Here is a 23002-nt window from a genome sequence, read left to right on the forward strand (position 1 = left end):
ACGCCCTGCATGGCCAACACGTGTATAATGAGCCAACTTGAGGAGGAGTACCGTCTCGAGTATTTCGAGACGGAGGGGTTCGTCCGAAAGGAGTGTCCCTCCTGTGGCGCGCAGTTCTGGACGCGCGACCACGACCGGGAAACCTGCGGGGAACCGCCCTGTGAGGAGTACGACTTCATCGAGAACCCCGGATTCGACGAGGCGTACAGCCTCTCGGAGATGCGAGAACAGTTCCTCTCGTTCTTCGAAACACACGACCACGAGCGGATCGACCCGTATCCGGTCGCGGCGAACCGCTGGCGCGACGACGTCCTATTGACCCAGGCGTCGATCTACGACTTCCAGCCGCTGGTCACCTCGGGCGAGACGCCGCCGCCAGCCAACCCGCTCACCGTCTCTCAGCCCTGTATCCGGATGCAGGACATCGACAACGTCGGGAAGACGGGCCGGCACACGATGGCATTCGAGATGATGGCCCACCACGCGTTCAACGCGCGCGAGGACCTCGACGATCCTGACCAGTACGCCTACCAGGGCGAGGTCTACTGGAAGGACCGTACCGTCGAACTCTGCGACGAGTTCTTCGACTCGATTGGTGTCGACCTCGAGGAAGTCATCTATATCGAAGATCCGTGGGTGGGCGGCGGCAACGCCGGTCCTGCAATCGAGGTCATCTACCGCGGCGTCGAACTCGCCACGCTGGTCTTCATGTCGATGGAGCAAGACCCCGACGGCGAGTACGAGATGAAAGATGGGAATCGTTACTCCCCGATGGACACCTACATCGTCGACACCGGCTACGGCCTCGAACGGTGGACCTGGGTGTCCCAGGGAACCCCGACCGTCTACGAGGCGGTCTACCCTGACATGATCGAGTTCCTCAAAGACAACGCGGGACTCGAGCACACCGACGACGAGGAGACGCTCATCCACCGCGCCGCAAAACTCGCGGGCCACATGGACATCGACGAGGCCGAGGACATGGAAACCGCCCGCGGCGAAATCGCGACCGAACTCGACGTCGACGCCGAAGAACTCGAGTCTCTGATGGAGCCACTCGAGGACATCTACGCCATCGCAGACCACTGCCGGACCCTCGCGTACATGCTCGGCGACGGCATCGTCCCCTCGAACGTTGGAACGGGCTATCTCGCACGGATGGTTCTTCGCCGAACGAAGCGACTCTGTGACACCGTCGGCGTCGACGCACCGCTCGATGAACTCGTCGACATGCAGGCAGAGCGACTCGAGTACGAGAACCGTGACACGATCCGCGACATCGTCCGAACCGAGGTCGAGAAGTACCGCGAGACGCTCGAACGTGGCGGCCGTCGGGTCGAGTCGCTCGCCGAGGAGTACGCCGAGAAGGGAGAGCCGATCCCGACCGACGAACTGATCGAACTCTACGACTCCCACGGCATCCAGCCCGACATGGTCGAGGAAATCGCGGCGGAGGCGGGTGCGGACATCGATGTCCCGGACGACTTCTACAGTCTCGTCGCCGAGCGCCACGACACGCCCGAAGCGGTTGAGGAGACGACCGACGAGGCCGATGAGCGCTTCGCGGATCTCCCCGAGACGGAGACGTTGTACTACGACGACCAGCAGCGCACGCAGTTCGAGGCGGTCGTGCTCGATGTCTTCGAACGCGAGGAGGGCTACGACATCGTGCTCGACCAGACGATGTTCTACCCCGAAGGCGGTGGCCAACCCGCAGACACCGGGACGCTCTCGACCGACGACGCGACCGTCGAGGTCCGAGACGTCCAGCGCGAGGACGGCGTTATCCTCCACCGCACGGACGACAACCTCGGCAAGGGCGAGTTCGTCAACGGGCAACTCGATGCGACCCGTCGCCGACAGCTCATGCGCCACCACACGGCGACCCACATCATCATCCACGCCGCACGGCAGGTCCTCGGCGACCACGTCCGCCAGGCCGGTGCCCAGAAGGGCATCGACTCCTCACGGATCGACCTGCGCCACTACGACCGCATCTCCCGCGAGGATATCAAGGCGATCGAACACGTCGCGAACGACCTCGTGATGGACAACACCTCGGTCAGCCAGGAGTGGCCCGACCGCCACGACGCCGAATCCGAACACGGTTTTGACCTCTATCAGGGTGGCATCCCGCCGGGCGAACAGATCCGCCTCATCCACGTTGCCGACGACGTCCAGGCCTGCGGTGGCACCCACGTCGACCGCACCGGTGATATCGGCTCGATCAAGATCCTCACCACCGAGCGCGTCCAGGACGGCGTCGAGCGCATCACATTCGCCGCTGGCGAGGCTGCACTCGAGTCCACCCAGGAAAACGAGGATGCCCTCTACGAGGCGGCCGAGATTTTAGACGTCTCGCCCGGGGAGGTCCCCGAGACCGCAGCACGGTTCTTCGAGGAGTGGAAGGACCGTGGCAAGCAGATCGAGGACCTCACGGAGGAGCTCGCTGCGGCCCGTGCGGGCGGCGGTGGCAGCGGCGAGGAGTACGACATCGGTGAGACGACGGCAGTCGTCGACCGACTGGACGCCGACATGGACGAACTCCGTGCGACTGCGAGCGCGATCGTCGACGAAGGTAGCATTGCGGTTCTCGGCAGCGGCGAGAGCGGTGCGACGTTCGTCGTCGCCGTTCCGGACGGCGTCGGTGTCAACGCTGGCGACGTGGTCGGCGAACTCGCCGCCCGTGTCGGCGGCGGTGGCGGCGGTCCACCAGACTTCGCACAGGGCGGCGGCCCGAACACAGCGGCTCTGGACGACGCACTTGAGGACGCGCCGGATGTGTTGCGACAGGTACTCGACGCCTAATCGTTCCACGCCCCACGCCCCACGTCCCACGCCCCACGTCCCACGCCCCACGTCCTACTGGAGTCTCTCCTGCAACGATTTCTCCACTGCGTATACGCCGATAATCGTGTGGTCAGTGGCCAGTGAGTGTCTGTCGGTGGTAACGGTTAGTGACAACTATCGGATGGCTCGGTTTCGATATTGGGGCCCGAACCGGTTCCGGCTGCGTGTCCCGAAGTCAACTGCGAATGTCCCTCGATTTGGGGGGCTGTGCAGGCTGCGGTCGTCTGTGGAAGTGACCGGTACTCAGCGCTTCCACAGTGCGACTGGTTTCCGGTGATGCCACAGTTGGTTGTTACGCAGCGATTCCGCAATAGTCGATTGCAGACGCCGCAAGCGTCCGTGCCGTCTCGAGTAGTGACGTAACCGTCGTGTATTCGTCCACTCCGTGGAGGTTCGGCCCGTACGGTCCTGCGGTGACGACGGGGACATCGTAGTATCGCTGGTAGAAGCGCTCGTCGAGCGCAGCGTTTCCGCCGACGAACGCCCCTGTCTCGCCGGTGACCGACTCGGCGTTTTGCGTGACGATGTCGACGATTTCGGCGTCCCGATTGACTTCGTGTGGCGCTGCGTTCCAGCCGGTCCACTCGACGGTTGGTGGGTGTTCAGCTAGCCATTCATCCTCGGCTGCCCCCTCGTCGATCGTGGCTTCGATGGTCTCACGAACCTCGGCTCGACTTTCTCCAGGCGGCCAGCCGACGCGTCCCTTCATGCGGACTTCGGCGGGAACCGAGGCGGGCCAGTCACCGCCTTCGACAACGCCGATATTGATGTTCGTTACGTGACCCTCAAGCGATGGATCGGCTCCGTAGGCGGGCGGAAAGTCGATGGTAGCCTGTCGCTGTTCGTTTAATTCGTTCAACGCTGCTGCGACGTGGCTTGCTTTGTCGAAGGCGCTAACACCCTGATGTCCCCACGCAGCGTGTGCTTTCTTTCCCGGGACCGTCACGTCAAAGAACATTACACCGGCGCTGGCGATTCCGACGTTTGGCAGCCCGAACGGCTCTGGAACGATCGCTGCGTCGGGGACGTAGCCCCGCTCCAGAACCGAGAGGAGACCGCCGACACCACCTGCTTCCTCCTCGATCGTGCTCTGAACGTAAAGGTCGCCCGCGAGTTCGATTCCCTCCTCGGCAAGGACGTCTACGGCAAGGATCATTGCGGCGAGACCGCCTTTCATGTCCGACGTACCGCGCCCGTAGACGCGGTCGCCGTCACGACGGAGTGTCCAGGGATCAGACTCCCACGCCGACTCGGGATCTGCGGGCACAACATCGATGTGTCCCGACAGTGCGAGCGTCGGGCCATCACCTGTTCCGGGGACCGTCGCCACTGCGTTTTCTCGTCCCTCGTATCCGTGCTCCTCGTACGATGAGGTCCGGAAGAAGCCGGGATGGTTCTCGAGTACATCGATGCTCGGCTCCCACGTTTCGACGGTGAGATCCAGTTGGTCGAACACGTCGAGCATCACTTGCTGTCCACAGTTTTCGTTTCCGGTCACGGACTTCGCGGCGACGAGCTTCCGAAGTAGATCCACTATATCAGACTCTCTACTGGCAATCTTTTCGTCGACGAGCGCTTTTGCAGTCGTTGTATCCATACTGTGTGTAACTGAGTACCTTGATATGTGTATTTGTGTCCTCCCCCTATGATAGCCATTTCAGCCTGTTTCTGGTTTCTGACTCCTACTATCAGTTTAATAAGTTATTATTGTGGTGCTTTTATGTTTGAATATGTATGTGCTTCCACACATCTCAAAACCACAGATTGAGGTCTAGCGAAAAGGTTATCAAACCCTGATCCATGGTTGGTGGTAGCATGGAACGACGATCCTTCGTCAAATCAGTGGGTGCCATTAGCGCCGTTGGAATGAGTGGGCTTGCCGGCTGTCTCGGTGACGAGTCTGTTACCTGGATGATTCCGTGGAGTGAAGGCGGTGGTACCGACCAATACGCCCGTCAGATGCAACCGCTTGTCGAGGAAGAACTCGATGGCTCTATCGAGATTGACAACCGCGAGGGTGCAGGGAGTATGATTGGAAGTGAGTGGCTTCTCAACCAGGACGCTGACGGGAGCGTGTTCGGGACGGTGAACCCTGCCGGTTGGACATTCACCTGGCGTGCGGACCCGTCTCTCGACTGGGAACCGTCGGAGTTCGAGCCGATTGCGTACTCTGGCATCTTCGGATACACGATTATCGTCAACAACGACTACGGCATCGAGAACTTCGACGAGCTCCGTGATGGGTACGAAGACGGTGACATCAGCGGCTTCGCATACCAGGGGTCCGGCAGCGACAGTCATCTGGTGACGTTACTCCTTGAGGAGGAATACGGCCTCAATTACGACAATGCTGTTCCGTACGACGGTGGTGGACCGGTGCAGGAAGCGGTTCTCGGGGACGAAGTTGGTGCCGGTATTGCGACCAACACGTCTGCTGCCGAGGCCGTCGACTCCGGTGAGGCATCTGCCATTGTCAACCTCATGGATGTCGATCTGATGGACACGTTCCCAGGTATCGATCGGATTAGCAACTACGGAGACAGCCTAGGCTGGCTCACAGAGTTCTACCAGGTGCAGGTTGCTCCGCCGGGAACCGACGAGGACACACGCCAGGAAATCGCCGACGCGATCGAGTACGCAGTCGAACACGAGGATACACAGGAATGGATGGACGAGACCGGCAATATCGTTGAGTTCGGTAATATGGACGAGGCCGCAGAGCGGTACAACGAGGCAGCAATCGAGGAAATGGAAGAGAACGTTGAGGAAGCAGTTGGCGGCTTCGACGTGTTCCTCGACCAGACTGAAGAAGAGGACTAATCGACTCACGCCGCTCCGTGAGTCGTGGTTTCGTTTGGAACTAATAGGAAAATATGGCAGAAGTTTGACTATATAGTAGGAATGTCATACATTGAACGAAGTACTATTCGTAGTGCACAGCCGAGCCGTCTCGAGAGACAACAGACACGAACCGTCTGCACTGAGCACACCGAAGCCGCTGTCGCTGTCGTTGGACGAGAGTCAGTATGGATCAAGACCACACACCCTTAGACGGACTTCGTCATCGCATCGAGCCCATCCTCACTAGGCTGGTGGATGGTGGTGAACGGATACTAGGTGAACGACCGACGATGGAACACGTCCTGTTGACCCTGTTCCTCGTTGTCGGTGTGTACATGTATTGGGGTGCCTCTGAGTTCTCGGCACCGGCACAGACGTTTCCGCGCCTCATGTCCGGTGCAACGATCATCTTCTCGTTGCTGTTGCTCGCTCGGAACTATCTTCAGACCGCCGGTCCAGTACTCGGTGCCGCTCTCGGTGTGTACTTCACGTACATCGGTGGTACCGCGTTCCTCGAGACGGGTGACGGGCTCCTGTACCTTCTTTCGGGTCTCGCTCTCGTCTTCGCATCGGTCGTCTTTCGGGAACGGGTCGGGGCTGCCATCGAGTCGTTCGTCGCCGAACCGGTGCAGATGATGGGTGGTGACGATGCAAGCCAGCGCCCGGAGACGGACGACGATGAGACATCTGCGGAGCAACGAGAAACCGACGAACAGGACGACGAGGGCGACTCCACCGCCATGTACGTCTACGAAATTGACGACCCGCGAGGGCCGGTCGTCACTGGCGCACTCTGTACGGTGTACATGCTGCTGACGTTTACAATCGGCATGCTCTATGCAACGCCGATCTTCGTCGGACTCTGGGTACTCTGGATCAAGATGGAGATGGTCCGAGCAGTTACGCTCACCGTGTTGAGTTTTGTCATCGCCATCCTCTTCTATGAGTTTGTCGAGCCCGAAATCGGGACAGGATGGCTCACCGGCTGGCAGCCGCCAACGCCGACGGAACTGCTCACCCACTCGCCACACACGATGGACGTGCTTGTGCTTGGATACACCACTGACGCGATGGTCTGGGGTGGTCCGCTCCTATGACACTCGAGTCATTCGTCGGTGCGATCGACACATTGCTGACCTTCGAGATCATGCTCTGGTTGGTCATCGGTGTCCTCATCGGGATCATCGTTGGCGGATTGCCCGGTCTCGGTCCACCGCTTGGGATGGCGATCATCTTGCCGTTGACGCTGCCGATGGAATCAACGAGTGCCATTATCCTGCTCATCGGCGTCTACAGCGGTTCGATGTACGGTGGATCGATTGCTGCGGTGTTGATCAACACGCCGGGGGTATCCTCGTCGGCAGCGACGATGTTCGACGGCTACCCGATGTCCAAACAGGGCAGGGCAGCCACGGCATTGGCAATCTCTGCCACCGCATCCGCTATCGCTGGCGTGTTTACCATTACGGCGTTGATCCTGTTCTCGCCGGCGCTGGTCGAAATGGTCCTCGCGGTTGGAACACCGGAACGATTCCTCGTTGCAATCCTTGGCTTGGCGATGATCACCGTTGTTACGCGAGGGTCGGCCGCGAAAGGACTGCTTGCGGGTGTTGCGGGACTGCTCGTCACGACTGTCGGTGCTGCCCAGCCGATCTCTGTCGACCGTCGGTACGCTGAAACGCTGTACCTCTACGATGGGATCGACTTTGTTGCGGTGTTGATCGGTCTGTTCGCGATCGCGGAGATGATGAAACTCGCCGGGCAGAAGGGTGGCATCGCGGAAGGGAACGTGACGATAAACCGAGAGGGTATCACGAACGGTATTGTGTCGACGTTTAAACACCCGATTACGGTCTTCAAGTCGGCAAACATCGGAATGATCATTGGTGCGATTCCCGGCGCGGGCGCGACAGTGTCGAACTTCGTCGCTTACTCCGAGGCGGTTCGCTCATCGAAGGACCCCGAATCGTTCGGTTCCGGTAACGAAGTCGGTGTGATCGCCTCGGAGTCGTCGAATAACGGTACCGTCGCTGGTTCGCTCGTCCCAGCGATTTCGTTCGGGATTCCTGGCAGTTCCTCGACGGCCGTGCTCATCGGTGGCCTGCTCATGCACAGACTCCAGCCCGGTCCGAGTATGTTCGATCCGTCGGGCGAACTGCAGCTAACGTACACGCTGTTGCTGGCGCTGCTCGTCGGTAACGCCGTTATTCTCATCGTTGGACTGTCGATGGTCACCCGTCTTGGCTATCTGACGAAGATCGACACGAACTACATTATTCCGATGGTCGTCGTTCTCTCGTTCCTCGGGACGTTTGCACTGCGAGGGAACCCGATTGACGTGCTGACGGTCATCGTCTTCGGGATCATCGGATTCTACATGGTGAGGTACAACTACTCGGTGATCGCGTTCGTCCTCGGGGTTGTTCTCGGGGACATTGCTGAGGGGAATCTCTACACGGCGTTACAGCTCTCGGACGGCTCGTTTATGATCTTCATCAACCCGTTCGAGTACGGTCGGTGGCTGTCGCTGCTGTTGAGCGTGATGGTCGTTCTCCTCATCTTCGGACCGTACGTGAAACAGTGGTGGGTGAAGCGACAGACGGCCTGAGACGAGTCCGCTCGTCTTGCTGTTGAACTCTCACACTTCTCCTTCCTCGTTCGAACACGTGTCAGTACTCAGAACTCACGCTGTTGGTCAGAACTCGTGTCGGTAGTTCGAACTTCCTGTTGATCCGAACCCGTCTTGTCGCTGCTGTTTTGGAATTCCTCAACGGGAACTCGGTTCTCTCCGAGTTTGAACAACAGCGTCGAATCAAGGACTTGAACAACAATTTCTCCCGCCGTCTCATCACGTTCGCGGAACAGTTCGAGAACCTGTCCATTCGGGTGAGGAGAACCGTGTTCCCTCGCTGGTTGAATAGCCAGCCGTCTTTGACGCCCGCTGTCTGTGGGGGATGTCAATGTACTGTGTCTTGCCGTCAGTTCGGTCTTGTCACTGTCATTGTCGCTGTCGATCATGCCCCGCCCCGCCCCGCACTCACCCATACTCCACTGTAACCGAAACCATCGTCTTCGTTCGGCCACTCGCTTCTGGTATGCCTACCGCGTCGAACGGTTCCGTCTCGCTGCACTATTCCCGCGACGGTGACGCCGCAGCCGACACCGCTCCCGTCGTCTTCATCCCCGACGCCGGTCTCGGCGGCTGGCTCTGGGGCTGGCAACACGCCGCGCTCACTGGCCCCTTCGAGACCATCGTCTGGGACCTCCGCGGCACCGGCCGCTCGGATGCGCCGCCTGGCCCATACGACCTCTCTGATTTTGTCGCTGACTTCGAAGCGGTCCTCACAGATTGTGACGTTCGCAGTGCCCATCTTGTCGGCTGCGGCCTCGGCGGCGCGATCGCGCTTGCAGCCGCTCGCTCTACGAGTCGCGTCGAGACACTCTCGCTGTTCGGCACGGCAGCCACCGGCGACGCCTTTTCTCTCGAGTTGCTGTTTGCCCCGCCGGACGACCGCGACGCAATCCGGGAGTCACTCGAGACGGTGCTCTCTGCTGACTTCGTCGCGTCCCAGCCGGAGGCCGTCGAGGGAATCGTCAACTGGCGTGCCGAGGGCGACGCCGACCGCGCGGGCTGGGAGGCACAGGTGGCAGCACTCGAAGACTTCGACGCGACGGACTGGCTCGTCGAGGTCACCCAGCCGACGCGGGTGTTCCACGGGACCGACGACTCGCTCGTCGACCCCGACGCTGGTCGGGCGCTCGCGAGAGGACTCCCTCGTGGTGAGTTCGGGGTACTCGAGTCCGTCGGCCATCTTGGATTCATCGAACGGTCGCGGAATGTGAACGATCAGTTGCTCGGATTTTTTGAATCTGAGTTCGAGTCCTGATTGCAGCTGTAGCCATAGCCGTAGTCGCAGTCGCAGTCTCCAGACCGTAGCCACCCCACGGCTTGCGAATGACCCCGCTCGTATTACGGCTACAAGCGTCGTCGACACTCTCGTGACCCTCTCGCTCGCGCGGCGAGCTGTGCGCTTCCCAGATCGCACCGCTGTCATCGACATCTCGGAGGAACGGCTGTACGCGCCCGCCGAGACGATCCACGAGGATCGGATCACCTACGATGGGCTCTCGACGCTCACAGACTGGCTCGGTGCCCGTCTGGCAGGGTTCGGTATCGAGACGGGCGACACCGTCTGTCTCGTCTCGCGAAACCGCGTGACCTCGCTCGCACTGCTGTTCGCCTGTCGCCGTCTCGGTGCGACGTTCGCCCCGATTTCGCACCTGCTCACGCCGGTTACCGTTGAACGACCCTTCGACGCGCTCGACCCCGAGCTCGTCGTCGCGGAGCCGGCCCAGCGCGACCTCGTGCGCTCGATTCCGTTCGATCGCTCAGTGACGCTGCCCGACCTCACGGATGTCGAGCCCACCGACCGCTGGAGCACCGATCCGGATGCGTCGCGGACGCTGCTCGCCCTCCACGGCGACGACGGCCGGCCAGTCGCTACATTTTCCGCGCGGACACTCGAGTCCAACTGCATCGCGGCGATCCTGACGTGGGGGTTCTCGCAGGACACCGTCGCACCGATTCCGACCCGGCTGTCGGCACCGGATGGACTCGTTCGGCTGGCGCTGCCGGTGCTGTACGCCGGCGGCCGGCTGTTGCTCGATCGAGCGTTTGATCCGGGCGATGCGCTGACCGCGATGGCCGCCGAGAACGCGACACATCTCTCGGGCCGGACGAGCGTCTTCCGGGATCTAGCAGCCGACGCGGACAACGCGTTCGCGGCTGCATTTGAGTCCGTCCGCTGTGTGCTGCCGGATGCGACGGTCGATGCTGCTCTTCTCGATCCGTATCGGGACCGGGGGATTCCAGTCTCGCGTGTGTACGGGGTACTCGAGTGTCCGACGATACTCGCGGGGAGTGCTGTTGGGAGCGGTGGCTTTGCGGAGACTGGTGACGAACGCGGGGCGGGCGAAGCGGCAGCCGGGGCACCTATCGGGCGTCCGATCCTGGACTGTCGAGTGCGACTCGTCGGGTCGGACGGTACCGTCGTCGCGGGTGCAGGGAGCGGAACGCTCGAGGTGACGGGGCCGGTCGTCGCCGACGGGCACCTCGGTGGGGAGGCGGCGGGGAGTCAACCAGCCGACCAGTGGGTCGATACCGGCCAGTCGTTCGAGCGAGACGAGCACAGACGCTACGCGCTGAAGTGAGGGACGTTCCTGAGCATGACAGAACGGGATGGCGTGGGATGGGGCGGGATGTGAAGAAACGGCTCTGTTGAAATCCACAATAGATGATAAGTAGTCACTCCGTGATGTGGAATTGGTCGTCCTCTTTTCTCACCAAAGTGAACTCCCACGATTCGTCCTCTCCTTCTTCTAGGCCATTCTCATCCGTCTCGGAAACAGTGAACTTTCCCGTGAAACGTAGCTCTTCAGGTGTCTCTTCCGGTGGGTTTGCATTATAGGGCGTGACAACCCACAATGTCTCCGTATGGGTGTCGCCTGGCTCTAACGAACCGACTTGATAATCAGCATTCATATCAGATCCATATTCATCGAGGACCCAATGATCACTATCTGTATCATATTCGAATATCGATTCATCATCGTAGAGAGTGTCACGTGGTGACAAGATAAAATCCGCATCATCCGTTGTTTCAAACCAGAACAAGGCACTTCGCCGCTCTTCATATTCCAGTGGGTTTTCACCAACATTTTCTAAGGTCAACTCGAGAGCCAGCGGCTCTTCATCCGAGCGAAGGTCGGACTGCAGAACTTCCAGGGAGTGCTGTAGTTCGATCAACTCTTCCGAGTCAGAGGATGTATCTTCTTCATCCTCGGACGGGTCTGAAGATTCATCAATACAGCCCGCTACAATTATTGTCGGAATTGAGCATGCAATGAACTTCCGTCGTTTCATTAACTTATATTCGAATAATAGGTGTTAGAATATTAGAGTAACGTGAAATCAGGTTTTGAGCTAAAAGCCAGAACCCTCCTCAAAAACAGGATCATGGCATCCAGAAAAACAACATCAATGGTCTGTATTCATCCCCTCTATGCAGCAGGCGGGTTTGGCGAATCTCCGGTGAACTGGCTATTTTTGCTATCTGCACTACCTGTACTGATTCGATCACTTCCCTCGCAGATTGGCGCTCAGTCCGTGCAACATTCGCGCTCTGTATTCAGCAAGGCAGCTGGGATCTATCACCGATGAGGGTTCAACAAAGCCGGAGGGATGTGACGGAATGAGGCGAAACGGGACAGCACGGAACGGGACAAAACAAAACAAAACAAAACCGACCCGGCACCCATCAGGACCGCAGTCGACTTTCATATTGCGCGCCGAGTCGCTCCGTCGCCAGCAGCAGTTCGTGGGCGACGACGAGCACAACGACGGTGAGGACGATCAGCACGCCCTCGAACACCGTCGAAAGCAGTCCGAGCGAAACGATCAGCGTCGTCGCACACGCTGGCGGGTGCCGCGTGTCGGTCGCGAGCATACCGCCGGTCGTGAGCACCGTTGCGAGCACAGCGCTCGCAGCGAGCTGGAGTCCTTCGATCGAGCCCGGATCAGTCGCACTCGTCATGGTCACGCCTGCGGCGAAGAGGTAGTAGGCAAGCAGTCCGGCCACGACACCGATCGCGTGGCCGCCGATCACCCGTCGCGGCGAGGTTGCATCACTGTCCTGAAAGAGCGCCAGGACGAACGCGGAGGGACCGAGACTCGGGAACAACATCGGCAATCCAGACAGCCACGCCACTGCAGCAGTGGTCAGAATGAGGAGGCCGGTGTGCAGCGTCGTTCCCGTCCGGTCGTCCATACCTCTCATTGGAATGTGACGCGAAAAACACCCCCGGTTTGGACCCGCTCAGATCTACGTCTACGTGCACGTGCACGTCTACATTACTATTCTCTACTGGCGCTCGGTACTGTTGCTGTCTCCGTGCGCCGTTACCGCACGCGGGACGATCGTCACCGGAATCGTCGACCGTCGTGCAACACCCTCCGCGATGCTCCCAAGCAACATCCGCGACACGCCGGACCGACCCGCGCTCCCCATCACGATCTGGTCAGCCTCTTCCTCGTCGGCGAACTCGAGTATCGCCTCGGCCGAGGTGCCTTCGATGACGACTGTCTTGACGGAGTGATCGCGTGTTGTCGCCAGCTCCCGCACCTCGGTGAAGAACTCGGGCTCTGCCTCGTCAGCGTCTGCTGGAGCCGACTCTCCCGCATAGCCGGTTTCGAGGTCGTCGACGACGTGAACGACCGTAATTTCGCTCTCGGGATAGATTGTGAGAGCATGCTCGAATGCCGCACGCGCGGGCTCGGAGTCGTCCATCGGGACGAGTACGTGACGGGTCATGAGTGTTCGTACGGGATTCTCTGTGAAAATCCCCGCCCCCTCCGCACTCGGCTCGATCGCTGACCCTGCATTTGTCCGCTGCTGTGTCCGCCGAACGCCGCTGACCTCCACCACTATTGGACGGCTGCTCGACCGTCGCTTCCTTCGCGTGCAGCGTCAGTTCGTCGTCTCAAGCGACAGTGCATCCTGCACGGCTCCTGAGTCGGAAAGCGTCCGCTCGAAGAAGCCGCGATTCTCGCGCATCGTCTCTTCGTCCCACTCCCACCACTCGAGTTCGAGCAGCCGTTCCCGCGTTTCCTTTGGGAACCGCCACCTCACTCGCTTGGCTGGGACCCCGGCGACGACGGCGTACGGGTCGACGTCGCTCGTCACGATGGCACCGGCACCGATAATCGCGCCATCCCCAATCGTGACGCCGGAGAGGATCGTCGCATCCGTTCCGATCCAGACGTCGTTACCGACTTCGATTGGCCCGTCTGCTGTGGGTGGTAGCTCACTGTCGAGGACTTCGTCGTACAGTCTGATCTGCATCGCGGGTTTCGTTGTTTCGTGATTCGTCTGCTGGAACGTCGTCTCCCTGGCGATTGCACAGTAGTTGCCGATCTCGATGTCGCCAACGAGGTCGCAGTCTGGTTCGAAGTTCGTTCGTCGTCCGACATCGACCGGCCCGTTCAGGATACAGCCACGACTCAACCGGACGTGCGGGCCAAGTGTGACGTGCCCTCGAAGGAGACACCCCATCGAAATTCGTGCCGAGGGCGCGACATCGAGCGTAGTCGCATCGACCCGTCGATTGAGCAACTCATGAGTGATGGTCGGATACCCAAGCATCGACAGGGATCGTTCCACGATGGTATCGAGGGCCATGGTTTGGTGCTTTCTCATCGTGTCGGATATAGGTTATTTCCACCAATCAGAAAGTCATCACTCGAGACCAGTTGAAACACGTACCTACCGACAGTAGGCACGATGACCAGTTCGACTAGTCCGACGTTTGCGCTGTCGACTGGGTCACTTGTCCCGGCGCGAGCAAGCGTGTAACCATGAGTCCTGACAAGTAGCCTGCTGATTATGGATTGGGAATCTGTCTGCGTCTGTCGGCTGGGAAACGCATAGCGGGCCCACGGGCAAACAGCATGTCACTGTCGCGCCGTTCGCTCTCGTTACTATCGGTAACCCTAGCGGTAGCGACGATCGGTTCGAACTATTTCGTACATAACAATCGGGCATCCTGAATTGCTTCGGAACTACACCGATGAAACGACGAACGTATCTCACGACGACATCGGCCACGGCCGTTGGACTCGCGCTCGCAGGTTGTATGGGCGGTGATGAGAGCGGTGACGATCCGAGCGACGAAAACGGTGGTGACGCCGACAGTGAGAACGGTGGCAACGGCGGCGACCGACCCGGTCTGGTCGGCACCTTCGACGACTTCGAATCTATCGATGAGTGGGAGGCATTCCAGAACATCGGGGCGATTGGCGCCGATAGTCAGCAGTCCTACAACGGCTCACAATCGATGGTTCTCGCGCCGGACTCAGAAGACGGCCAGGTTCGGGCCCGGCGCTCGCTCGACGATCCAATCGATATTCGGGATGTCGTCCCCGGCCTTGCGATGACCGCGGACGACGACGGTATCGTACTCATTCAACTGCAGGACGAAGACGGTGACTACGTCGAGTACAGTCAACAGGTGATGTCGGACATGCCTCTGGCTCGCAAGAATTTCGGGCTCACCCGCGTCCGTGGTGAACCGGACCTGAGCGAGATCATGGTCTTGCAGATTATTCGCTGGTTCGGCAGCAGTGGCGACGACGGTGACGACGACAGCCGGATGTGGATCGACGATTTCCACTTCGTCCAGAAGCCAAACGCCGGCAAAGTGATGCTCCAGTTCCACGGGGGCTACGAGACCCACCACTCGGAAGCGCTGCCGCGCGTCTCCGAGTACGGCTTCCCGGCAACGACGTTCGTCCCGACCAGTCGAATTCGGTCGGACGTTGCGGTGGAAGGCGACCGGCTCACAGAAGATCAGGTTGCTGATCTCGCCAACGATGGCTGGACGATCGGGAGTCACTCACACTACGGAACGCACGTCAGCAACATCGGTCCGGACGAAATGGAGGAGAACATCACCGAACCGATCGACTGGCTCGAAGACGAAGGATACGACGAGGGTGCTCGCTTCTTCGCGTTCCCTGGATCGCAGTACACCGAAGATTCCTACGAACTTGTTCAGGAACACTACGACCTCGCGTTCGCCGGCCAGACGCAAGCACAGGGCTATGCCGGCAACCCACACCTCTGTTCGACGGTGTCGAACCCTTCCCCCGACGAAGCGGATGAACTCCTCGATTGGACGGCGACCCACGGCGGCATCACGTCGATTGCGTTCTACCAACTCGAAGAAGAGGCGGCTATCGAGGGTCTCGAAGAAACGCTTGCAGCACTTAATAGCCACGTCGAGGCCGGTGATCTGGAGGTAATCACGCCGGCGGAGATGGCTGACCAGTACGTGCACTGAGCCGCCGTCCTTGTTCGTTTGATCGCCGTATTTTTCGGTAGTACTCGTTGCAGGTCTTCGTTGTTCGACATGCTGTGTGACCTGATGCAGCCGACTCGGGAATTGCAGCTGCGATCATGCCTGCCTGACCCAACTATAGCCAGAGATAGATTAGCACATGTGGGATAAGGAATCCCAGTACTACTCCAACAGCAGCAAGCGGTGTTGCTAGCCAGAGTGCGGAGTAATCTCCTACCGGGTGCCCACTGTATAGTGACAACAAAACATCCCAGGCGAGATACAACCCGGTCATAAGAAGCGAAATGAGGACGATTGATACAGCCATGCTGTGCAGTCCGAGACCAGCGAAAATGGCTGCGATTGTGACGACCCCAAGTGTCTGGACAAGTTCTCCGGCACCGATGTACAGTTCGAGATGCGTATAGTCAGGATCGTGTTCCTCGTATCGTTCGCTGTACCGTTCGAATTCGTCTGGCCCAACCCACTCGCCGTTGTCCCACAATGCAGCGTGCGGGGGAAACTCCGCCATGACGAGTTTGATCTCCGCTGCGGGAATGCCGACTACCCACCGTCCAGTCAGGTAATGGCCGAGTTCATGAATGAAGGTAATACCGAGTACGACCACCACGACCCCGAGGAAATTCCAGAGAAGAGCAAGCATATCTACGTATTGTCATTCCTGAACGGTAAAGTCACTGATTTTGCTGGTTGCAGTCCTTCGCAGACGGATGATTGTGCGTACGATACTCTACTAACTATAGTAGCCACTGCAAGTCACTGTACACCTGATCGCACGACTGCTGTGCGATCAGTGTGTAAATAGTTGCAGTTGTTACTATAACAGCACCGCCTCTGTTGAGACCTCCAAAACAACCTTTGAAACCGATAAGTTACGTGACCTCCACAACCGCGTTGATGATACAGACCACAAGCGCATACCCCCGTCTTCAGGCGGGGGTTGAGCGATAGGCATAGTACGTCCGGTCTACGCTGCTACAATCGGCCGAATTTCCCACCCTTCGGTAGTTTGAACGTTCGCCCGCACTATAGTGTACATACGGATGAAGACCACACGGCACGCGACTTACAACCTCAACTACCACATAGTGTGGTTGCCGAAGTACCATGAATCGGTACTGGTCAATGAGGTCGCCGACCGTGTACGTCGAATCCTCCACAAAATAGCCGATGAAAAAGGGTTGGAGATAATCGACCTCACCGTTCAACCCGACCACATCCATCTGTTCGTCAGTAGCCCACCGAAACACGCACCGTCACTTCTCGCCAACTGGTTCAAAGGTATCAGTTCGCGGAAGTACAACCACCGATTCGCCGACCACGACGGCGAGAAAATCGGATGGGCGAGGGGCTACTACGCGGGGACGGCAGGCCACGTTTCGAGTGAAACCGTCGAATCCTACATCCAACGGCAGGAGGCGGACGCATGACGGAAGTCACCGAGACGTTGGAGTTGAAGCTGGTAGAGCCGAACGCTCACAAGCACCAGAAGCTCTGTGAGACGAAAACGGCCTACCAACAAGCCCTTGAAGCCGCCTTCGATGCGGGTTGTACCACTCAGTCAGCGGCGAACGATGTGGTGGTCAACTACGACCTCAGCGGCTACGCGAAGAACGCCCTGAAAAAGTACGTCCCGCAACTGTGCGGTGGAAGCTACCACGCCAAGGAGCTTCATAACGACCACCCTGTTCGGTTCACGAACGAGGGGGTCCGACTCGACCACAAGCCACAGAACGCCATCGAGTGGTACATCAAAATCCCGCACCACGACGACTACAATCTGTGGCTTCCCGCGCAACCGAATCCCGAACAGCGGGAGTGGTTGGAAGCGTTGCACGGAGGAGCCGCAAAGATGGGCGAGTGTCGGCTGTTCGACCGTGACGGCGAGTGGTATTTGCACGTCGTCGCAACGCGGGACGTGAAGGAACGACCCAGTTCGGCGTCCGAAACGCCGATTGGGGTCGACATCGGGGAAGCCTCTTTGTTAACGGTGTGTCACCGTAACGAGCGCGGCTCCCCGACTACACCCACCCTCTGGAACGACGAAGGCAAACAGGTTCGGCAGCTCCGTGAGACGTACTTCACGGCGACTCGACGCCTTCAGAAACGCGGAAGCGAACGCATCGCTGAGTCCTACGGGGATTCACTGTGGCGGCAGATAGACGATATACTTCACACGGTCACGTCGGAAGTCGTCGCCTACGCTGACCAATTCGAGAATCCTGTATTGGTCCTCGAAGACCTGACGCACATCCGCGAGAGCATGGACTACGGCGCGTTCATGAACCGTCGCTTGCACGGGTGGGGCTTTGCGAAGATGCACGCCCAACTCCGCTACAAGGCGACAGAGAAAGGGATTCGCGTCGAAACGGTGAATCCTGCGTACACCTCGAAGTCGTGTCACTGTTGCGGAGAACGGGGAACGCGCCCCGACCAAGCGACGTTCAAGTGTACGAACTCGGAGTGTTGGGTCCGCAAGTACCAAGCGGATGTCAACGCCGCGCTCAATATCGCAGACCGCTACCTCAGTGGAGAGAGTCACCACAGAGAACACACGGGTGACAATGACTCGGCTGAGGATGGGGGCCGTTTGACCGGTCCGCAAGACAGCCAAGCCGATGCTGAAGCCCAGCAATTGACGCTTGGAACGTATGCGTCTTGAAACCTTAGGGTCGAATCGGTCGGCCTGAAATCCTATGGTGGGATTCCACCTCGTTCACGGCGTGGAGGAGGTCAATATGCTGATCGGGTTCATAATTGGAGTATTTGGTTTCGGGATTGAGATAATATCGTCTATGGATAACTAAGTTCTCGAAGAGGTTTTTGATATTGGTCACTGTATGTCCTGTACTTACCGGACTGTACATCAAGTTTTCATCAGGATATCTGTATACCTACCACAGCCCTCTCTCACCGCTGGCCCAGCGATGAACAGATCCCGTCCCAGCTTTTTTCGCTTGCTCAACCGAGAAACTGCCACCAGTCCACCGATACACTGTCTCTGCACTTCGCTACTGCTGATACCGATCCCAATACCAAACCAAAACCACTCCCAAATCAGAACGATCCCACACCCTACACCGGATCGTCAACATCCAGTGCCGACTCGAGTGCCGCCTTCTCTGCGCGCAGTGAGTCGAGGTCATCCGCGAGCGCACCGTTTGCGAGCTGCTCGCGCTCCTCGGGAGTGAGCTGTTCGACCGCCTGCGCGGCCGTCTGGAGCCGGTCGTACTCGTCATCGTACGTCCGCAGACGAATCTCGCGAAGCTGTGCGACCGTCTCCTCGTCGGCCACGCGGGCGACGAACGGCCGGTACTCTCGCACACGGCGCTCGAGTGCACCCGCAGGTTCGGGTGGCCAGTCGATCGTCAACGCCTCGGCATCGATCCCGTCCAGATACGTCTGCTGGGTCGCGACACGGCGCTTGAGCACGTCCGCATCCTCCACGTAGTGCTCGAGCTTCGAGTGTGAGTAGTCGGCGAACTCGAGTAGCTTCGGGATCGAATATTCGCCGTCGGAACTCTCTTCGATGTACGCTTTGAGATCCGCCGGCGGCTGTCTGAAGCCGACAAACGGGTACCACCGGCTGCGCTCGACGAGGGCGAACACCTCACGGGCGGGTGTCTCGAGTCGGTATTCGGTGAACGCCTCGCGGATCGCGTCGTTGTAGGCCTCGACCGGGTCTCGCAGTTGCTCGACCGGCGCGTCGAGGTCGGCGGTGCCGAGTTCGAGCAGCCGTTCGTGCTCGCTGATCTCGCGTTCGAGTTTGCGCCGGCGCTTGGCGGCGGCGGTGCGGGCGTCGTCGATCGCCTCGCGGGCGGCCTCGCGTTCGTCGAGCAGTTCGGCGTACTGTTCGGCGGGCTCGAGTGCGTCGTGGGCGCGCTCGAAGTCGGACTCGCTGAGGCGGCGCTTGTCGATGGCATCCAGCGCGTCGTCGAACGCCGCGCGGCCCTTCAGGTCGTCGGGGAGGTTCTCGACGAGCGTTGAGAACTTGCCCTCGAGTTCGACGTAGGCCTTGAAATTTTCCCGGCCAGTGCCGGTTGCGCGGTCGACGTACTCCGTGAGGAGGTCGTCAGCGTCGCGGTAGGCGGCTGCGGCCTCGTGGACGGCATCCCCGCCGTGATCCTCGATGCGCTGAGTTGCCCGTTCGAATCGGTCGCGGGCGGCTTCGAGGTCGGACAGTTGTGCTGAGTCGACCTGTACCTGATCGCGGCCGCCTCTGGGGTCGCCCTCGGTGTCGTCAGTGGCGTTGTGATCGTGGGTATCGTGGACGCGTTCACTCATCTCTGTGTTACTCGGATTCGGTGGTTGATTCGTCACGCTCGTCGACGTGGTCCGTCTCGTCGACCGTCCCGCCGTCCGCGTAGACGTCGTCCGGATCGAACACGGCCTCGCCGACCGTCTCACCATCGATGGTCCGATAGAAACACGAGCGATGGCCGGTGTGGCACGCGCCACCCTCCTGGTCAACCAGATAGAGCAGCGTGTCGGCGTCGCAGTCGACGCGTACTTCCCGGACGTCCTGAACGTGCCCGCTCGTCGCGCCCTTCTCCCAGAGTTCGTCCCGACTGCGCGAGTAGTAGTGGGCGCGGCCGGTCTCGCGCGTGCGCTCTAGGGCCTCCGGAGAGACGTAGGCGAGCATGAGGACCTCGCCCGTCTCGGCGTCCTGTGCGACCGCGGGGACGAGGCCGTCCTCGCCGAAGTCGACCGCAACGTCGCCGTTGTCGTCCATGTCTGATGGGTTGGCCGTCGGGGCGATAGGTCTTTTGCCGCGGCACTGTCTAGTTGAGCACCTCCTCGGCTGGTGTACGCCCATCAGGCGATTGATTCGGCCGATCGTGGTTATAGTGGTGTCTGAAGCGCCTGTGCCAGCGGTGTGCGTTGGCTGTACTGCCCGCCAGAAGGAGTGAAAGCGGCCAATTCGCATTGAGATCGTCTGAAACAACTTTTCGATGTAGTTTCGGTCGCTGTAGTTGAGGTGACCGATCAAGTCGTAACGAACGGGGGCAGTCAGATAGCCACCAGCGTCGACAAGAAACTCTATCTCGTCGATATCGTGTTTCTCGGTGAGACGGTGTAAGAACGCCGCCGCGGGATCGGTTTCGCGGCGGCTGTACACGTCGATTTCGAGCAGCAGCTTCGGTTCTATGTTGATCGCAGCGTACAGCCACTTTTCTTCGCCGTCAACTTCAATCTGTGTCTCGCCGACCGCGACCCGCGACGGCTCTGCCGTCGACGGGTCGTTCTGGGAACCTGATAGTTTTTGCGTCAAGTTCAAGATTGCGTCGTGAGAGAGGTCAATACCGAGTGATTCGAACACTGAGCTCACCTCCCGAACTGACAATTCCATTGAGCGCAGGCACCCCCCAACATCCGTTAGGGTGTGCGCGGTGCGCTTATTCTCCCAAACTCATTACAATTCACATCTAAGCTCTCTTTGAGCAGGCTGGCGAGTTGCATAGACACNACCCCCCAACATCCGTTAGGGTGTGCGCGGTGCGCTTATTCTCCCAAACTCATTACAATTCACATCTAAGCTCTCTTTGAGCAGGCTGGCGAGTTGCATAGACACTTCTCGCCACTATCTGCTCATTCCTCAAACTCTCATCTAGACAGTCCCGTGCCACTGAGACGGTCGAATTTGGCATAGGAACCACGAATTCCACCGTCTCACTCCTTCAAACTCTGATCTGAACAGTGCCCCTGCCACTGTGTGCTACTGATGGGCAGTTGAACTAATTCGCCCTGCTGTGCTCAACTCGGTGCTCAAGACGATTTTTTGAACTTAGAATTGGTGGCCTGACACTACTGGAGTAGTGACTGCCTCAGAGCCCGTGAACCGGGACAACAATGACGGAATTATAGGAGAGCGCATGTTCAGTGCTGGGCTTCGTCAGTTGAGTCGTATCCTGACATGCAACTCACTTGCGGTAGCGCCTCACCGGGTTCCCAACAACGACAAAGGATTCAACAATCTATTGGCTACAATAGATCTGAATTGTAGAAATTACTCAGTTCATTACGGTTGCCTCAGTTGGGACTGCTGGCTGTGCTGAGTGTGAGATGACTGACTAACTCAGAATTTTTCCTGTGATTGTCTGGATAACGAGATAGTTCTTCCAGCAACTGTAGACCAACAGATGGCAGTGAATATCTCGCTATGGCACCTGAAGAAGGAACTAACGAATACGAACTATTCAAAAAAGCGAAGGGATAGGTACTAGTCAATCGTGACTATCTGATGTTGGTTCCCAGGGATCTCCCCCACCATTATCACCGTTAGTGAAATCTATCTCTTCTTCATGATCCATTATAGTAGACTCTGCACAAAAAGTCAGTTCTGAGCTGAGTGTTTCAGGAGCTGATAAATCAAAACAGAGCTCACATGGTTTATCACTAACTCCCGGATCTGATTCACCTGTGTACCAGGTGACCATGGGCGAAACCGAACCATTAGCATCGATTTGGCCAAAGGAATGGTCGGTATTAGCACCACTCATGCAATCCTCGCCAGGGGCCGAATAGTATTCGAGGTCATGCTTGGTTAAAGTATGGACTATTTCATGAATAACTGTGTTCTTGAACGTTTGTTCACCTTCTCCATATACTATACTACCATATATTTCAGTGTAGGCGTTTGCGGCTGCAACTGTCCCTTGATTCTCAAACTCATCCGTTCCCAAATTATCCCCAACTGCTTGACGGCCTACTCCAGCACCGATGTTAAAACCTGAAGAGATACCGGTGTGCTTGAATACAAGCAGGTGAATGTGATGTGAATGAATGTCTTCTGGATAATTATCTTTCACATGCTCCGCAAAGTCATCTAGGAGCTCGCTCGGATTATCGGCATCGCTTACACCTGAATAAGGCGTGCGAAACCAATCTGAATTTATAATGTGGATATCATAGAAATCTAATTGGTTGTCTAACTGCTCAATCGCCTCACTTGCGGTACCAAGTTCCGATTCACTGGTGTGACCACCGTGGTGCCAAAGGAAAATATTCAATGACTGTGTCATGTTATTCATCAAGTACTTTTGCCGCTTTAACGGTAACGACACCGTGGTTCACCAACTCAACTACCGGAGTCGCTTTCATCTCTACTGGTCGATTTAATTCGCCAGTCGCCGCAGCAGTAATTGATTGAGTGCTGAGATTGAGTTTATTAGTCTCCCCTTCAGCAACCTCCATGTTCTTGGATCCAACTGAGACCCTAATTGAATCGCTACTCGTGGCATCCGCTCGAATCGCTGGTATTAATATTGGGTGTCTGGCCTGACCGAACGATATCGGATTTTTTTGTTTACGCTCTTCTGTAGGAGATTGTTGATACTGGTCAGTTGTCGCTGTGGAATCGAAGAGAGCAAGGACACCGCGTCAGCGGTGTCCGTTA

20 protein-coding genes and 1 pseudogene are annotated in these 23002 nt (G+C 58.3%); 9 read left to right on the top strand and 12 right to left on the bottom strand.

Translation table 11 applies throughout. The features are described 5' to 3' along the window. Window positions 1-27: 27 nt before the first annotated feature. On the top strand, window positions 28-2808 hold the full coding sequence (gene alaS / locus C482_RS04165) for an alanine--tRNA ligase (protein WP_006166224.1): 2781 nt from the start codon (window positions 28-30) through the stop codon (window positions 2806-2808). A 334-nt stretch (window positions 2809-3142) separates the two neighbouring features. On the opposite strand, the gene C482_RS04170 is transcribed toward alaS, so the two are convergent. Further along, the gene (locus tag C482_RS04170) at window positions 3143-4447 is read right to left on the bottom strand and encodes an ArgE/DapE family deacylase (RefSeq protein WP_006166225.1); all 1305 of its coding nucleotides are present in this window, start codon (window positions 4445-4447) and stop codon (window positions 3143-3145) included. Between the two features lie 218 nt (window positions 4448-4665). On the opposite strand from C482_RS04170, the gene C482_RS04175 reads away from it, so the two are divergent. From C482_RS04175 to C482_RS04185, 3 genes are all read left to right on the top strand, one after another. Then, a complete protein-coding gene (locus C482_RS04175; RefSeq protein ID WP_193787739.1) occupies window positions 4666-5670 on the top strand; it encodes a Bug family tripartite tricarboxylate transporter substrate binding protein in 1005 nt (334 codons plus the stop codon). Window positions 5671-5876: 206 nt separating this feature from the next. Further along, entirely contained in the window at window positions 5877-6788 is a 912-nt protein-coding gene (locus C482_RS04180) for a hypothetical protein (protein ID WP_049896469.1), read from the top strand. Beyond that, window positions 6785-8299 carry a tripartite tricarboxylate transporter permease gene (locus C482_RS04185; protein WP_006166228.1) on the top strand — a complete coding sequence of 505 codons (1515 nt, stop codon included), beginning with the start codon at window positions 6785-6787 and terminating at the stop codon, window positions 8297-8299. The genes C482_RS04180 and C482_RS04185 overlap by 4 nt, the downstream gene beginning before the upstream one ends. A 68-nt stretch (window positions 8300-8367) precedes the next feature. Here C482_RS04185 and C482_RS21610 read toward each other — a convergent pair whose 3' ends face one another. Beyond that, window positions 8368-8709 carry a hypothetical protein gene (locus tag C482_RS21610; RefSeq protein ID WP_162530999.1) on the bottom strand — a complete coding sequence of 114 codons (342 nt, stop codon included), beginning with the start codon at window positions 8707-8709 and terminating at the stop codon, window positions 8368-8370. A gap of 77 nt (window positions 8710-8786) precedes the next feature. On the opposite strand from C482_RS21610, the gene C482_RS04195 reads away from it, so the two are divergent. Next, a complete protein-coding gene (locus tag C482_RS04195; protein ID WP_006166230.1) occupies window positions 8787-9578 on the top strand; it encodes an alpha/beta fold hydrolase in 792 nt (263 codons plus the stop codon). 112 nt (window positions 9579-9690) lie between these two features. After that, window positions 9691-10902, top strand: coding sequence for an AMP-binding protein (locus C482_RS04200; protein WP_006166231.1), 1212 nt, complete (start codon window positions 9691-9693; stop codon window positions 10900-10902). A gap of 94 nt (window positions 10903-10996) precedes the next feature. Here the strand turns inward: C482_RS04200 and C482_RS04205 are convergent, their stop codons facing one another. From C482_RS04205 to C482_RS04220, 4 genes are all read right to left on the bottom strand, one after another. Beyond that, window positions 10997-11614, bottom strand: coding sequence for a hypothetical protein (locus C482_RS04205; RefSeq protein WP_006166232.1), 618 nt, complete (start codon window positions 11612-11614; stop codon window positions 10997-10999). Between the two features lie 394 nt (window positions 11615-12008). After that, window positions 12009-12518, bottom strand: a complete 510-nt coding sequence (locus C482_RS04210; RefSeq protein ID WP_006166233.1) for an HPP family protein — start codon at window positions 12516-12518, stop codon at window positions 12009-12011. Between the two features lie 93 nt (window positions 12519-12611). Beyond that, complete coding sequence (locus tag C482_RS04215) at window positions 12612-13061, bottom strand: universal stress protein (RefSeq protein ID WP_049896474.1); 450 nt, start codon at window positions 13059-13061, stop codon at window positions 12612-12614. A gap of 156 nt (window positions 13062-13217) precedes the next feature. Beyond that, window positions 13218-13928: a CatB-related O-acetyltransferase gene (locus C482_RS04220; RefSeq protein ID WP_006166235.1), complete on the bottom strand. Its 711-nt coding sequence runs from the start codon at window positions 13926-13928 to the stop codon at window positions 13218-13220. A gap of 388 nt (window positions 13929-14316) precedes the next feature. Here C482_RS04220 and C482_RS04225 point away from each other — a divergent pair, with 388 nt between their 5' ends. Then, complete coding sequence (locus tag C482_RS04225) at window positions 14317-15588, top strand: polysaccharide deacetylase family protein (protein ID WP_006166236.1); 1272 nt, start codon at window positions 14317-14319, stop codon at window positions 15586-15588. A gap of 133 nt (window positions 15589-15721) precedes the next feature. On the opposite strand, the gene C482_RS04230 is transcribed toward C482_RS04225, so the two are convergent. Then, window positions 15722-16249 (bottom strand): hypothetical protein, encoded by a 528-nt coding sequence (locus C482_RS04230; protein ID WP_006166237.1) that lies wholly within the window; start codon window positions 16247-16249, stop codon window positions 15722-15724. 400 nt (window positions 16250-16649) lie between these two features. Between C482_RS04230 and tnpA the strand changes: the two genes are divergently transcribed. Next, window positions 16650-17036: an IS200/IS605 family transposase gene (tnpA, locus tag C482_RS04235; protein WP_006166238.1), complete on the top strand. Its 387-nt coding sequence runs from the start codon at window positions 16650-16652 to the stop codon at window positions 17034-17036. Beyond that, complete coding sequence (locus tag C482_RS04240) at window positions 17033-18268, top strand: RNA-guided endonuclease InsQ/TnpB family protein (RefSeq protein ID WP_006166239.1); 1236 nt, start codon at window positions 17033-17035, stop codon at window positions 18266-18268. Before tnpA ends, C482_RS04240 begins: the two co-directional genes overlap by 4 nt. Before the next feature lie 413 nt (window positions 18269-18681). Here the strand turns inward: C482_RS04240 and C482_RS04245 are convergent, their stop codons facing one another. The 5 genes and pseudogenes from C482_RS04245 to C482_RS21460 all read right to left on the bottom strand — a co-directional run bounded on the left by C482_RS04245 (window position 18682) and on the right by C482_RS21460 (window position 22800). Next, a complete protein-coding gene (locus C482_RS04245; RefSeq protein ID WP_006166240.1) occupies window positions 18682-19890 on the bottom strand; it encodes a DUF7118 family protein in 1209 nt (402 codons plus the stop codon). Between the two features lie 7 nt (window positions 19891-19897). Beyond that, window positions 19898-20338: a phosphoribosyl-AMP cyclohydrolase gene (gene hisI, locus C482_RS04250; RefSeq protein ID WP_049896476.1), complete on the bottom strand. Its 441-nt coding sequence runs from the start codon at window positions 20336-20338 to the stop codon at window positions 19898-19900. Window positions 20339-20387: 49 nt separating this feature from the next. After that, a pseudogene (locus C482_RS20275) lies at window positions 20388-21066 on the bottom strand (IS6 family transposase). Between the two features lie 764 nt (window positions 21067-21830). Further along, on the bottom strand, window positions 21831-22628 hold the full coding sequence (locus C482_RS21055; RefSeq protein WP_148221906.1) for a hypothetical protein: 798 nt from the start codon (window positions 22626-22628) through the stop codon (window positions 21831-21833). A gap of 1 nt (window position 22629) precedes the next feature. Then, complete coding sequence (locus C482_RS21460) at window positions 22630-22800, bottom strand: hypothetical protein (RefSeq protein ID WP_161605590.1); 171 nt, start codon at window positions 22798-22800, stop codon at window positions 22630-22632. Window positions 22801-23002: the final 202 nt, after the last annotated feature.

It is taken from the genome of Natrialba chahannaoensis JCM 10990 (genome assembly GCF_000337135.1).
Taxonomy (GTDB): Archaea; Halobacteriota; Halobacteria; order Halobacteriales; family Natrialbaceae; genus Natrialba; species Natrialba chahannaoensis.